This window comes from Rhizobium tibeticum, from assembly GCF_900110205.1.
GTDB lineage: Bacteria > Pseudomonadota > Alphaproteobacteria > Rhizobiales > Rhizobiaceae > Rhizobium > Rhizobium tibeticum.
In genome coordinates, this window is the sequence record NZ_FOCV01000006.1 from 1 (window position 1) to 13,342 (window position 13,342).

11 protein-coding genes and 1 pseudogene are annotated in these 13,342 nt (G+C 59.8%); 11 read left to right on the plus strand and 1 reads right to left on the minus strand.

The annotated features are described in order from the left end of the window. From BSG20_RS08320 to BSG20_RS36365, 11 genes and pseudogenes are all read left to right on the plus strand, one after another. Positions 1 to 924, plus strand: a 924-nt coding sequence (locus BSG20_RS08320) for an alpha/beta hydrolase (protein ID WP_093041068.1), incomplete at its 5' end; no start/stop codon positions are given. 120 nt (positions 925 to 1,044) lie between these two features. Beyond that, positions 1,045 to 1,833, plus strand: coding sequence for a hypothetical protein (locus BSG20_RS08325; RefSeq protein WP_072373413.1), 789 nt, complete (start codon positions 1,045 to 1,047; stop codon positions 1,831 to 1,833). Positions 1,834 to 1,876: 43 nt separating this feature from the next. Continuing rightward, positions 1,877 to 2,680 (plus strand): hypothetical protein, encoded by an 804-nt coding sequence (locus tag BSG20_RS08330; RefSeq protein ID WP_093041072.1) that lies wholly within the window; start codon positions 1,877 to 1,879, stop codon positions 2,678 to 2,680. A 53-nt stretch (positions 2,681 to 2,733) separates the two neighbouring features. Continuing rightward, positions 2,734 to 3,141 (plus strand): hypothetical protein, encoded by a 408-nt coding sequence (locus BSG20_RS08335; RefSeq protein ID WP_072373419.1) that lies wholly within the window; start codon positions 2,734 to 2,736, stop codon positions 3,139 to 3,141. Next, positions 3,138 to 3,635: a hypothetical protein gene (locus tag BSG20_RS08340; RefSeq protein WP_143147467.1), complete on the plus strand. Its 498-nt coding sequence runs from the start codon at positions 3,138 to 3,140 to the stop codon at positions 3,633 to 3,635. Before BSG20_RS08335 ends, BSG20_RS08340 begins: the two co-directional genes overlap by 4 nt. A gap of 660 nt (positions 3,636 to 4,295) precedes the next feature. After that, the gene (locus BSG20_RS08345; RefSeq protein ID WP_072373422.1) at positions 4,296 to 4,634 is read left to right on the plus strand and encodes a DUF2147 domain-containing protein; all 339 of its coding nucleotides are present in this window, start codon (positions 4,296 to 4,298) and stop codon (positions 4,632 to 4,634) included. Positions 4,635 to 5,130: 496 nt separating this feature from the next. Next, positions 5,131 to 7,101, plus strand: coding sequence for a mechanosensitive ion channel family protein (locus tag BSG20_RS08350; protein WP_072373425.1), 1,971 nt, complete (start codon positions 5,131 to 5,133; stop codon positions 7,099 to 7,101). Positions 7,102 to 7,756: 655 nt separating this feature from the next. Then, positions 7,757 to 8,663: pseudogene (gene nhaA / locus BSG20_RS08360) on the plus strand (Na+/H+ antiporter NhaA); the annotation flags it as partial. 55 nt (positions 8,664 to 8,718) lie between these two features. Further along, the gene (locus BSG20_RS37290) at positions 8,719 to 10,272 is read left to right on the plus strand and encodes an AMP-binding protein (protein WP_244541283.1); all 1,554 of its coding nucleotides are present in this window, start codon (positions 8,719 to 8,721) and stop codon (positions 10,270 to 10,272) included. After that, positions 10,238 to 11,308, plus strand: coding sequence for a hypothetical protein (locus tag BSG20_RS37295; RefSeq protein ID WP_244541284.1), 1,071 nt, complete (start codon positions 10,238 to 10,240; stop codon positions 11,306 to 11,308). Before BSG20_RS37290 ends, BSG20_RS37295 begins: the two co-directional genes overlap by 35 nt. Positions 11,309 to 11,733: 425 nt before the next feature. Beyond that, positions 11,734 to 12,306 (plus strand): SH3 domain-containing protein, encoded by a 573-nt coding sequence (locus BSG20_RS36365; RefSeq protein WP_072373430.1) that lies wholly within the window; start codon positions 11,734 to 11,736, stop codon positions 12,304 to 12,306. 332 nt (positions 12,307 to 12,638) lie between these two features. Here BSG20_RS36365 and BSG20_RS08375 read toward each other — a convergent pair whose 3' ends face one another. Further along, a complete protein-coding gene (locus BSG20_RS08375; protein ID WP_072373433.1) occupies positions 12,639 to 13,307 on the minus strand; it encodes a GntR family transcriptional regulator in 669 nt (222 codons plus the stop codon). Positions 13,308 to 13,342: the final 35 nt, after the last annotated feature.

Consider the following 13,342-nt stretch of genomic DNA (forward strand, 5'->3'; position numbering starts at 1 on the left):
TGGCTGAGCGCGAGCGTCAGAAAGACCCCCGACGGCAGCGTCCTTGTCTTCATCCACGGTTTCAACAACAGGTTCGAGGATGCCGTCTACCGCTTTGCGCAGATCGTCCATGACTCCGGCGTCCATAGTGCCCCCGTCCTGGTGACATGGCCGTCGCGCGGCAGTCTGCTTGCCTACGGCTATGACCGCGAAAGCACCAACTACACCCGCAACGCATTGGAGACACTCTTCCAGTATCTGGCAAAAGACCCCGAGGTGAAGGAGGTCTCGATCCTCGCGCATTCGATGGGCAACTGGCTGGCGCTGGAATCCTTGCGCCAGATGGCCATCCGCAACGGCCGCCTACCGGAGAAGTTCAAGAACGTCATGCTGGCCGCTCCCGACGTCGACGTCGACGTGTTCCGCCAGCAGATCGCCGACATGGGCAAGCAGCACCCGCAGTTCACCCTGTTTGTCTCCCGTGATGACAAGGCGCTGGCCTTCTCGCGCCGGGTCTGGGGCGACGTCTCCCGGCTGGGTGCCATCGATCCGGAGCAGGCCCCGTACAAGAAAGAGCTCGAGGACAACAAGATCATCGTGATCGACCTCACCAAGATCAAATCCGGCGACAGCATGAACCACGGCAAGTTCGCGGAGTCGCCGCAGATCGTGCAGCTCATTGGCCAGCGTATCTCCGAGGGGCAGACGCTCACCGACAGCAGGGTCGGCTTTGGCGACCAGATCCTCGTCGCGACGACGGGTGCCGCGGCGGCGGCTGGCAACGTCGCCGGTCTGGTTCTCGCCGCGCCGGTTGCTGTGGTCGATCAGGACACGCGTGACAACTACGCGACCCATGTCGGAGGCCTCGCGGGCGTAAACAACACACAGCCGGCTGCGGTCAAGGACTGCGATCAGACCAGACCGACGCCGAGCTGCAAACGTTGATTTCGCGGACAGATGCTACTGTAACATACATAGGCATGACCAGCTTTTGCGGCATTATTCGATCGGCACAGCGAGACGGCGATTGGGCGATTCCGTCGCAAGCAGATTATGAGGGAATGCATGCGGGTTCTATTGGTACAGGCCGCCGTCTTGTGCGCCGGCCTAGGCGTTGCGTCCTCAGCATATACGGCCGACATCGCGCCGGGCGTTCCGGAAGCCAAGGTGGTCGAGAGCGAAAGCGGCTGGACCTATACGGCAGCTCCCTATTTCTGGGCCGCCGGGCTATCCGGGGACATGGCCCAGTTCGGTCTTCCTGAAGTCCACATCGACTCCAGCTTCGGCGACATATTGGAGAACCTCGACTTCGCCTTCATGGCGGCCGGCGAAGCCCGGTACGACCGTTTCAGCATCTTCGCCGACATCATGTACACCAAGCTCGGAGCGGATGCGCACACGAGAGACGGAATTCTGGCGGACAGCGTCGATGTGACGTCGAAGACCTTCGCTGGATTGCTCGGTGCCGGATATTCCGTGCTCGAGAACCAGGCTGGTCATCTCGACCTTGTCGGCGGCGTCCGCGTGTGGTCGGTCGACACCACGATCCGGTTCAACGGCGGCCTGCTCGACGGACGGGAAGCGGACGACGGGGCGACCTGGGTCGACGCCCTTGCAGGTGTCAGGGGGAACTACTTATTCACCCCGGAAATCTACGTGACTGGCTGGGGTCTCGTCGGCGGCGGAGGAGCCGATCTCGATTGGGATGTCGCTCTGACGCTCGGCTACAAGTTCACCGACACGATCTCGGCGGTTGCGGGCTACCGGGCGGTCGGCGTGGACTACAACAACGACGGTTTTGTCTTCGATGTCGTCGAGCAGGGTCCGATCATCGGCGTCGCGTTCCGCTTCTAGGCGGCAGTCTACGTGATATCTGGGTTCAATGGAGACGGTATCAATGAACGGCATGACGTATCGGGCGGCGGTTGCCCTCGTGGCACTCGGGCTCGGCGCAGGATTTGCATACGCCCAGTCGAACGAGGATCTGGCAAAGAAGCTCTCCAACCCGATAGCGTCGCTCATCAGCGTCCCCTTTCAGTTCAACTACGACCATGGCTACGGACCCGACGACGGCGACAAGGCGACGCTGAACATCCAGCCTGTCATTCCCATCGAGATCAACGAGGACTGGAACGTCATCTCGCGCACCATTCTTCCAGTGACATGGCAAAACGACATCGCCGGGCCCTCAGGAACGCAGTTCGGTCTCGGTGACATCACCCAGAGCTTCTTCTTCTCGCCTTCGAAGCCGACCGCGAGCGGGATCGTCTGGGGCGTCGGTCCCGCTTTTCTCATTCCAACGGCGACGGACGAATTTCTCGGCACCGGCAAGTGGGGTGCCGGGCCGACGGCGGTCGTTCTCAAGCAAGAAGGTCCCTGGACGGTCGGAATGCTGGGAAACCACATCTGGTCGTTCGCCGGCCAGAGCGACCGTCCGGACGTGAGTTCGACGTTCCTCCAACCGTTCATCGCCTACACGACCAAAGACGCCTGGACGTTCTCCCTGAATACGGAATCCACCTATGACTGGGAAACGAAGGACTGGTCCGTCCCGATCAACTTCACGGTGGCCAAGCTGATCACCGTCAACAAGCAGCCGATCAGCCTGACGGCCGGGATCCGCTACTGGGCGGACGCCCCGGACAACGGCCCGAATGGTCTCGGCTTCCGGGTGGCGCTGACGTTCCTGTTCCCCAAGTAAGTCCTGCTGTCGTGGAGGTCTAACGCCCCCCGCAGCCGTCAAGGAGACTACCAATGAACTTCCTCAAGACGACCGCCAACATCCTTGCGACGATCTCGGTTCTAATGCTGATTTCCACACCGATACTCGGTCCGTCGCCGGCCGAAGCAAGGCGGGCGGCAGCGGCGTGCGGCCCGAGAGGCTGTGCTGCGGCCGGGTGTGGGCCGCGTGGTTGCGCGGCCGGAGCTGTTGGCCATCCCCCGGGTTATCGTCCGGTCCCGGTCCCGCGTCGTGGCGTGGTCGTTGTCGCTCCGCATCGCTACTGGAGGCCGGGTGGTGCGATCGCCGCCGGTGCCGCGATCGGCTTCATTGCCGGGGCGACGGCCGCCTCGATTGCTGGCACGCCGCCAAAGCCAGGCTATTGCTGGTACTATACCACTCCAGCCAAGACGACCGGCTTCTGGGATGTATGCCCCTCGTGAACGGCCAGGCGGAGGTTGAGATGACGACGTCGCGGGCGCGATATTCGTGGCTGCTGACGATGCAGGCGATTGGCTCGGCATCCTTGCTGAGTCAATGCTATCCCCTATACTCCCGATTGCTGGATGATCCAGGGCATGTGCAAGTGTACGCTGATATGCCGATAGTCACGGTTCTCGGGCTCGGCATCGCGCTGGTGCAGAGCGCGCACTGGTATCGGGTTTTCAAGGTTGCTTTGCCGGTCAGAGACGCGCACGTGGTCCTTGGTCAGCTTGTCCTATTCACCAGCCGCCTCGCCTTCATCATCGCAAGCGCCCTGTTTTCCCTCGTGCTATTCCGACATCTGCCGGAAATAGATTTCGGCCAGCACTGGGGCGGCTATGTCTGGCGCGGCCTGCTCCTTCTGGCGGTTTTGTTTTCCGTTTTCTGCTTCACCACCGAATTGGAACGCCTCGGGCTGGCGCTCCGCGGACAGGAGAGAACCCCAGACGATTGACGAGGCCAGGCGTCGTCGTTTTGCAGCGTTCGATTTCGGCCTGCGCCGCCTACTTCGCCAGCTCGATTTCGCCGGGAGGCTAGGTCTCGTTGACCCATGGCTCGAGGGTTCCGTACATCCGGAAGATCGTGAAGCAGCTTTCCAGGAACTGTCTGGAGCCCGTCGCCCTCTTCGCTTTGGGCCTTCGGCGCGAAGTAGATGTCGTACGACCCGCCCAGTTCTTCTCCATACCCTTGCACTGGCTGTCGGAAACTTTCGGCTGGTGGTCTGAAGCTGCGAGCCCCGCTCGTTCACAGGAACGCCGCAGATGGCGCCTGTACACCTTCGAGCCGTCAAACGGCTGTTTTCTTGCCCGCGCGAGTGGCGATCGCAGACGGAGGCCGGCACCCGGAGCCGTGAAGGGCCATGCGAAGTAGCGTTCGGTCACGCTCCAACGACGGATCTTTCGTGGAAACGCTCTAGGGTTCTTGCGGGTAAATTGTAACTGGAGCGTCTCGTATCATACCCCCGGCCTCGGGCGATTTAGCATGACGACTTCATGGCGGCGGCCGATCGGCGAGCGCTCAATCGAGCACCATCCACAACAGAACATACCAGATGTTACGGGCGTTCGGCAGCGCAATCGCATAGATTCGTGAGCACTTAGACAAAGGAGAAGTCATGAAGCGCCTGATCATAGCCATCGCCGCATTCGCGGCAGCCGCCGCCGTCGCATATGCACAAGATCCGATTGTTGGAACCTGGAAGACCGAGCTTGGAGATAGCGCCGCCATCGATTCCTGCGGCAGCGGCTATTGCATCACCCTGAAATCAGGCAAGCACGCCGGCAAGCAGATTGGCACCTTCAGAGGCAAGGACGGCAGCTACGAAGGCAAGATCACCGATCCCGACGCCAACAAGACCTACGACGGCACCGTGACAGTCTCGGGCAACGCACTGAGGCTAAGGGGCTGCGTCATGAAGGTCTTGTGTGAATCGCAGACTTGGCCTCGCCTCTGAGTCCATAGACCGCCACCGCAAGGTGAGCGGTGTGCCGATGCCCAGAAAACCGAGCTAGAGGCGGCCATGAAGAAGGCCAACGACCAATGACACCGGTCGCCGCCACCGGCGGCGGCACCGGCCGAGCGAATAGCTCAGGCAGCCCGGACTAGTCCAACGGCAAGCCCGTCTGCGGTTAGGTAGCGGGAACACAAGATAGTGGGCGAAAGGCACGCGACCGAACGGGGTGGCCACGATGAGGGCGAGTTTTCTTGAGAAGATGTTGCTTTGCCTGTACTTCTTGCTGTTGGTTGCACCGGCAAGCAGTTACGCGCAGACTGTTCAGGGCAGTCCGCCTTCCTCAACGGTCACACTCTCGAAAGAGCAGCTAGAGCAACTCGTCGACGAAGTTAGCAACGCTGTGATCCGCAGGCTGGCAGAGAAACCAATTGCTCAGGCGCCTGAATCCCACCCTCCAGTCCTTCCGGAGAAATCTGCAAGTATTCTGGAGCAAGATTTGGGCACAGGAACAAGCCGGTTCTTCCACCGCCTGGTTGCCGTTGTCACCGCACTTCCGCAACTGCCTCCGGTGTTTTCCAGTGCTTTTGATCAACTCGATGCGGCGAACTCGGGTGGCCGGGATGCCGGGGACTTCCTGCTGCTGGTCTTGTTCACTGCGGGCACCGCCATCTTCCTGCAATTCGTGGTTATCAAGTTCGGTGACCGGGTTTTGAGTCACAGGCTTTCCGCGGAAGAGGCTCCGACGCTTGTGACGGTCTGCTTGGCGGCGCTCGTCAATATCTTGGCGTTCGGGACAGCATGGGTCGTCTGCGACCTTGCGAAGGGCACCTGGTTTGCAGGAGCTGGAACTCAGGCGAGCGTTGGCAATCTGCTTCTCAATGTCGTGCTTGAATTGAGCTTCTATGTGCAGGTGATAGCGATCTGGTTCCGGCCACGAAGACCGGCCCTGCGGATTGTTGAACTCGATGACGATACGAACCGTGCGACATCTTGCTTTTTGGTTATGAACATCACAGCGAACGCGTTGCGGAAATGGATCTTGGTGCCCATGGCGGCGGGCGTTTCTTCCGAAGCCATTGCGGCCGGTCTCCTGATCAACGCGCTGCTGTTTGCCGCGATCCTCACATGGTCGGCCATTCATTGGCGTCGGGCGATCGGGAAATTGATCGTGACGAGCCTTGGATGGTGGAAGAGCGGTGAAGAGCGGGAACGGATCGTCGACGGCTGGCTAATTGTCGGACTGCCCCTGATCATCCTGCGGACCTTCGTGGATGCCTACGGTGGCGTGCAAGGCCACCATGTCGAGATGACCGCAATCAACGTGGTCGTCGGGGTCATCCTTGCCGAGTCCCTGTTCAAGTTTTCCCAGCGCAGGTTCGCGGCGAGAACCGCTGCGGGGTCCGGGGAGGCGCCGTCACCGCGCCTTTCCGGCATTCTCATGCGCGCCGCGCGTCTTGTTATCATCACCAGCGCGATAGTCTATCTCTTGCACATATGGCTCGGAGAGGCGTTGGGCATCTTTACGACGGCGCAGTGGAGCAATTGGAAGGATGCATTGGTCAGGGCCGGTGTCGTCGCGCTCGGCGCATATATCACCTGGGAGGCGATGAGGTTCATTGTCGACAAATATATGGCCACGGCAACGCTTCCACCACAGACAGCCGACGCACGCATTTCGGCTTCGGAGCGCACAAGGGCGTCCCGCATACGGACGCTTATGCCTGTCGTGCGGGTGAGCCTGAGTGTGCTGATCATCGTTGTCACGGTGCTGATGATCCTTTCAGAACTTGGGATCAACACGGCCCCTCTGATTGCGAGCGCTTCGATATTTGGTCTCGCCCTGTCATTTGGCAGCCAATCCTTAGTGCGCGACGTCGTTTCAGGAATTTTCTACCTTGCAGACGACGCTTTCCGGGTTGGAGAGTATATCGATTGCAACAAAGTGCGGGGAACAGTCGAAGGCTTTACATTGCGCTCGGTTCGCCTCCGTCATCAAAGTGGCCAGCTCCATACCGTCCCGTTCGGACAGCTTGGCCAGATCACCAATTTCAGCCGCGACTGGTCCACAGTCAAATTCCAGCTCAATTTCGCCCGTCACACGGACCTGGAGAGACTTCGGAAGATCACCAAGAGTGTGGGAGTCGAGCTGATGGACAGTCCTGACTACAAGGATGCCATCCTTGAGCCCCTCAAGTTAAAAGGCATCTCCGACATTACCGAGAACGCCCTCGTCGTCAGTTTCAAACTTGTCATTCGCGTCGACAGCGCGAGTGGTATCGACGCTGACGCCAAGTGGCGCATCCTCGAGGCCTGCCGCAGAGAGGGAATAGAACTATCCTCTTCGCTGCCGAGTTCGGCTCAACTCAAGCTCGACTTACCCGATGACCGATCAATGGCTGTCGCAACCCAGCAGCCGAGCGAAACCGATGTGACCCCTGTATCGGGCCGACCGCGCGCCCCATCATAAGCCCTCGTCGGATGGCGCTGGCTGTTTGAGCGCGGGAGGCGAGGGCATTGAGGAAGAGACGAACCAACCGAAAGCCCGGCGACAATGTAAGGCGCGGCGCGCCGACCACGCCTCCCCCGGCCGGGCCCACACGCCGAACGCCTGCAACGATTGCCACCGCCGCCATTGACGGCTGGTTCGGGCCGCATCGCAAAGGGTTCCAGAATTACGCCGAGGCCAGTGGCACAACGCCGCGGCGTGCGTTGCAAGGCATGCGAGACATCCTGGACATTCCGGAAGAAGGATTGTGATCTGCGCCAGACTCAGACGGGCGGCTGCGCGATCGTGTGACCGGAAGAAAAGGCAATAGAAGAGCAAAGGGACGAAAGCGGCCGCGGCGACGGGTGAACATGATCCAGCGAAACGAACGCATGGGCGATCCTGCGATGAGCAAGTCAAAGATGTCGCGCGGCCTCGCTTCGATCTGGCTGCGCATGCAGCAGATAAGATCTTTAGCCTGCGGATCAAGCCGTCGTGACGAGGGCGCCGTTTGCCGATTTCGCTGGCGAATTATCATTCCAGCCCGTACTTAATGGTTAGGCGTGTGCTGCGTGCGCCGGGGATCCCCCTGATCGACGGAGACTATGATCAACCCTTCCACCGAGGGAGCGAACCCATGTCGAGCACCGTCCAAAGCCATATCAGGTCAACTCTGCGCCAGTTCCTCGACAGCGAGGCCTCCGGCGGCCTGATCCTCATGGCCGTGGCCGCACTTGCGATCGTCGTCGCGAATTCTCCCGTCGCCGAGACATACTTCCACGCGCTGCATGTCTATCTAGGACCGCTCAGCATCCAGCACTGGATAAACGACGCTCTGATGAGCGTCTTCTTCCTGCTCGTCGGTCTCGAAATTAAGCGGGAGATGCTCGACGGGCAACTGTCGAGCTGGAGCCGGCGGATTCTTCCAGGCGCCGCTGCCGCAGGAGGGATGGCGGTGCCCGCGCTCATCTACATCGGCTTCAATCTCGGCGATCCGTCGACCTTGCGAGGGTGGGCAATCCCCACTGCGACGGACATCGCCTTCGCCCTCGGGGTCCTGTCATTGCTCGGCGACAGGGTGCCGACCTCGCTGAAGATCTTCCTGGCAGCACTTGCGATCATCGACGACCTCGGCGCCGTCATCGTCATCGCCGCGTTCTACACCGCCAACGTCAACTTCCTAGCGCTTGCCGCGGCGGCCGTCGTGATCGGCAACCTCATCATCCTGAACCGGGCCGGCGTGAAGAATATCTGGGCATATCTCGGGCTAGGCGTTCTTCTGTGGATCGCGGTCTTCCTGTCTGGGATTCACGCGACGCTTGCCGGCGTCGTGTTGGCGCTCGCCATTCCGCTGAAAGTCACCCCGGCGCGCCGCAGGCGTCGGATGAGGAATCGCCGCTACACAGACTGGAGCATGCGCTTCAGAAGCCCGTCGCATTCTTTATCGTGCCGTTGTTCGGCTTCGCAAACGCCGGCGTCTCCTTCGCGAGCACGCCCGTAGCGTTCTCGTGGAGGCGGTGACTGTCGGCATCGCCGCTGGACTCCTTCGAATACTCAAGGAATGTAGGCGCTAGCGCGTCTAGTCTCATAATCCGAAGCATGATCATACCCCTTACCGACATTGTTTCCGAAATCGCTCGCAGCGAGGATCGCACGGCGCTTCTTTTCGGAAGCGGACGGAGCCTTTCATATGCGGAGCTCGACGAGCAAACGCGACACTTCGCAAACCGCCTGGGTCTGGGCAAAAAGCGGCTCGTGGCCATTGCTGCAGAAGCCTCGGAGCATGCGATCGTCGCCTATCTCGCAGCACTGCGGGCGGGACACGCGGTTGCCATGCTGCCGTCCTGTGATGAGAGACCGTGGGATGATTTTCTTTGCGCCTTCCAACCGGATTTCATCTTCCGTCCAGCGGATGGCCGCTGGTGTCTGATCGAGGAGGTCCGGTCTGGCGACAGCCCGGCGATCCACCCCGATCTCACCCTGCTGCTCATGACATCAGGCAGTTCGGGCACGGCCAAAGCAGTGCGTCTCTCCTATACGAATCTCGACGCCAATTCACGTTCGATGGCGGCCTATCTCGAGCTCGCGTCCACCGACCGTGCCGCCTTGGTCCTGCCCCTCCACTATTCTTACGGACTGTCGGTTCTCAATTCCCATCTGATTGCGGGCGGTAGCATTTTCTTTCCAGGCACCTCTGTGATGGACGGCGACTTCGCCCGCATCATCGACGAGAACGGCTGCACAAATCTTTCCGGCGTACCCTATTCCTATGAACTCCTGGAAAGGTCGAACTTCCGCGCCGCGGAGATTAAGGCGCTGCGTGTCATGACGGTAGCGGGCGGCAAGCTCAACGCCGATCTGATCCGCCTTTTCCGAGACCATATGCGTACGACAGGCGGTCGCTTTTTCGTCATGTACGGCCAAACCGAGGCGACGGCGCGCATCGCTTTCGTTCCGCCGGAAAGCTTATCCGACGAGGAGGAGCGCATCGGGATTGCCATACCCGGGGGTAACCTCACCCTCGTCGATGATGAAGGTAAGTCGATTGCCCAATCAGGCATTGCAGGAGACCTCATCTATCGGGGCCCGAACGTAATGATGGGCTACGGCATGCGGCGTAGCGACCTTGCGCGCGGTGCCGAGATCGAAGCGCTGAACACCGGCGACATGGCCGTGCAAGAAGAGCAAGGCTTCTTCCGTATCGTTGGGCGAAAGAGCCGTTTTGCCAAGATTGCAGGCCACAGGATCGGCTTCGACATGATGGAACAGGCGTTGCTGCGCGAGGGCATTGCGGCCGCGGTAATCGGCGACGATGCGGGGTTGCAGGCCTACGTGATCGATGCGAACTCTGTGAAAAGAGCACGGCGCATCCTGGCGGAGGCCAGCCATCTTCCGGCCAATCTGATTTCCGCGGCAGCTCGCGACAGTTTTCCAAGGCTTGCGTCTGGCAAGACTACGCCTGCCTCCAGCAGGACGCGCAGAAAAGGCGGACGCAACCCCGCGTGGTGTCGGGCAATGTGCTGGATGCCTATGCCCGTGTATTCTTCCCCTCGCCGTCAGTCGCAAGGATACCTTCGTCTCACTCGGTGGAGATTCACTCCGTTTTCTGCAGTTGGTCATGGAGCTCGAACACCTTTGTGTCGATGTTCCTGACGGCTGGGAACACATAACAATCGCGGAGCTTGGCAAGCACCATCCGGCGGTGTTTTCGTCGAAGCGCAACGGAGCAAGCGGGTTGCCGACCGACTTGGTGCTAAGAGCAATTGCAATCCTGCTGGTGGTAATTCAGCATGAGACGCTCTGGCCTGTTCCCGGCGGCTCCGGCGTGATGATGCTGCTGGTCGGCTTTAGCCTGGCGCGCTTTCAATCGAGCAATTTGCTTGCCGGCCGGCTTAGCCTGGCCCTGAGACCCGCAATAAATGTCGTGATCCCATATTTCTTGATCGTCACCACTTATGCAGTCACCTGGCAGACGATTCCCTGGGCTTCGATCACGCTGACCGGCAATTTCGGCTATGCCGAGCCGGAGCGCCACGAGATGATCCCTTATCTCTACTGGTTCATCGAAGCCTATGCGCAGGTCCTTCTTGCCTTCTCGTTTATCTTCGCCGTGCCGGCTGCACGCAGGTTCGCGCAGACGCGGCCCTTCGCCTTCTCGCTCGGCCTGTTGGGTTTTGCTATTGCGGCGCGCTTTTCGCTGCCGCTGTTCATTGAAATCGGTCGGCGCCAGATCTTCGCAATCTATTGGGTCTTCCACCTCTGTGTTTTCGGTTGGTGCGCGGGCTTCGCCGACAGCCCGGCAAAGAGGCTGGTTTTGACAGCGTTAGCTGCTCTGGTGCTAGGCTATCTCGCCTTCTGGGAGACAGTCTGGACCGGGACGACGGTCAAATATTTGACAATCTTTGCAGCGCTTCTTGCTCTCGTTTATATGCCGCGCATTCGATTGCCGGCAGGGACAGCACGTCTCGTGACGCTGATTGCCACATTTCCCATCCACCTGTTGCACCGTTTCGTCCCGGAATTACTGATGGCGCGTGCGGCAGGCATTTTACCTGTTGCGGCCTCTCATCTCATGGCGATCGCAGGCGGCGTCCTGGCCGGCATTGCGGCCAACTACGCGCTGGCAGCGCTTCGCAAGCTGCTCAGCAGATATGAGATCGAGCGCCAAACGGAGTTCCGTTCAGCCTAGTTCCCGGCTGGCTTTGGCTAAAGCTCATCCTGTCGCAGGGCTGTGTGGCGACAGGAACAAGTTGCCAAGTGGCACACCGGACAGGGAGTGCCTCTTGCTTCCGCGCAATATTTCGACCCCTCTGCAACTTATAGGAGTACCGTAGGGGCAAGTATGCCGCGGCGCCGCGGTTCAAGATCCGGGCCTAAAGTGGGTCCATCTACTCTTCTTGTCGTGCTTCTGGGGGCAGTCTTCTTTCGCTCTTTAGCAAGGAAGCGCCTCCGGTCGTTCCTGCAAGCAACAGCGCCCAAACAAACCCACCGCTACCTCAAGCCATCGGTCCGGCAGAGCAATCGTCAACTATACAAAACAATGGCCGGGCAGAGCGCGAGGTCTTGCCGATGGCCCCGAGCAACAAACCACCATCGCGGTTTGTGAAAGGGCGAATGGTCGCGCTGCGAGGCGGACCGGGAAAGCAGTTTGGCATTGTCGATCGCTACGATACTGGCCGGCAAGTCGAGTTGCTGAATACGTGGGGCGAATGGTCGGAAGTGAGGGACACGTTTAGCCAACGCACTGGTTGGATATCGACGAGGCTCCTGGCTGAGAGGAAACCTGAGGAGGACGCACAGCGGGAAGACCCGACTCCGAAAGAAGGCATTTCCAAGCCCGCTCTTCCTCCTGCCCTGATTTCAGATACCGTCATCATTCAGCGCCTGATCGCAGAATCGATCTCCATGTATCCGGGTCTTGCGCGTGCCCCAACAATACCGACCGAGGCGGTCGCCGCTGTGGGAAGCGAAGCGCTTACAACGGGGTGGCGGCTATGCGCCGATCTGCTTTCCGGGCGACGTCTCCAGGGAAATGATCGCGTCCTTCCGCCAAAAAGACGGCCGGTGGGGGGCATCCCGCGCAACGAGAGCAACAGGCGATTTCGTCATGGCCTTCTCGATGGACAAACGCCCGAGATGAAGGCGCTGGATCTAGGTTTCGAGCTAGTCATCAGGGAAAGCAGCTAGTACCATCACAAGATTGAGGCGGCCCAGCCAACGAGCATAGCACTCGCCGGTCAGTTGGCTGAGCGAAGACGAGCGCTGAAGAGAGGGCGGTGGATCTCTTGTTGGAAGGTCAGTCGGCCCGCCAAAGCGTTACTTCTTCCGCTTGTGGATAGGATAGCACGATCGTCGAAATGCGATTTGTCGGCGAGTTACCCTCGGATCGAGAGCGAATATGGCGGGCAAATTCGCTGCCCGACACGGCGAGGTTGAGCGGAAACGTGCCCAATCTCGACGGGGACGATTGAAGCGCATCGCCGGTGGACACAGATCATCCTCTTACCGACTGCCGTCACTCAACGTCTTGCGCGCTGTAGTGCAGCCAACACTGCCCTCTCCGACTTGATGAGGTATGCCTCAAGCTGCGAAATCGCGGCGGCGGTGTCGCCTAGTTCGAGGGCGGCGACAAGTGATGCATTCAATTCGATATATGGCTCGTGGAGATGCGCTGAGTCTTCCAACTGCCCAAAGACAAGTCGGAGTTCAGCAAGCACCAGGTCGAAGCAGGCGCTGAGGCGTGGGCTGTCGCAGAGTTCCACCATTGTGCGATGGAACTCCATGTTGATGGTTCCTACTTGCCGCCAATCGCCGGTTCGAGCAAGCTCCCTCCCCTGCTCGGCCAATCTTCGCATGCGAATAAGCGTAGGGTGTGCTTTAGCGACGGCCTGCACGGCGCCCCGCTGAAGAACAAAGCGCACCCTGTAGATATCAATCACCGCTGCTTCATCGGGTGCTGCGACGAAAACGCCACGGTTGGGAATGTAGGTTAGCAGTCGTTGACTTGTGAGCAGTCGAAAGACTTCCCGGAGCGTGTTGCGAGAGATTCCAAAGTGTGCTGAGACCTGGTGCTCCGAGAGCTTCTGTCCCGGCGAAAACTCACCGGCAATCAGCAGTTGGCGGATGCGATCGGCCACCGCCTCAGTGAGGGATAGATCATCAGTGTGCAAGTTTTTTTCGTCCGCCATCAATCACCTACGAATCGCAAGCCGCCATATCGAAG

Excerpts from the sequence above, each read along its gene's own strand:
- BSG20_RS08325 (WP_072373413.1), top strand. The coding sequence starts at position 1,045 with ATGCGGGTTCTATTGGTACAGGCCGCCGTCTTGTGCGCCGGCCTAGGC.
- BSG20_RS08330 (WP_093041072.1), top strand. The coding sequence starts at position 1,877 with ATGAACGGCATGACGTATCGGGCGGCGGTTGCCCTCGTGGCACTCGGG.
- BSG20_RS08335 (WP_072373419.1), top strand. The coding sequence starts at position 2,734 with ATGAACTTCCTCAAGACGACCGCCAACATCCTTGCGACGATCTCGGTT.
- BSG20_RS08345 (WP_072373422.1), top strand. The coding sequence starts at position 4,296 with ATGAAGCGCCTGATCATAGCCATCGCCGCATTCGCGGCAGCCGCCGCC.
- BSG20_RS37290 (WP_244541283.1), top strand. The coding sequence starts at position 8,719 with ATGATCATACCCCTTACCGACATTGTTTCCGAAATCGCTCGCAGCGAG.
- BSG20_RS37295 (WP_244541284.1), top strand. The coding sequence starts at position 10,238 with ATGGAGCTCGAACACCTTTGTGTCGATGTTCCTGACGGCTGGGAACAC.
- BSG20_RS36365 (WP_072373430.1), top strand. The coding sequence starts at position 11,734 with ATGGTCGCGCTGCGAGGCGGACCGGGAAAGCAGTTTGGCATTGTCGAT.
- BSG20_RS08375 (WP_072373433.1), bottom strand. The coding sequence starts at position 13,307 with ATGGCGGACGAAAAAAACTTGCACACTGATGATCTATCCCTCACTGAG.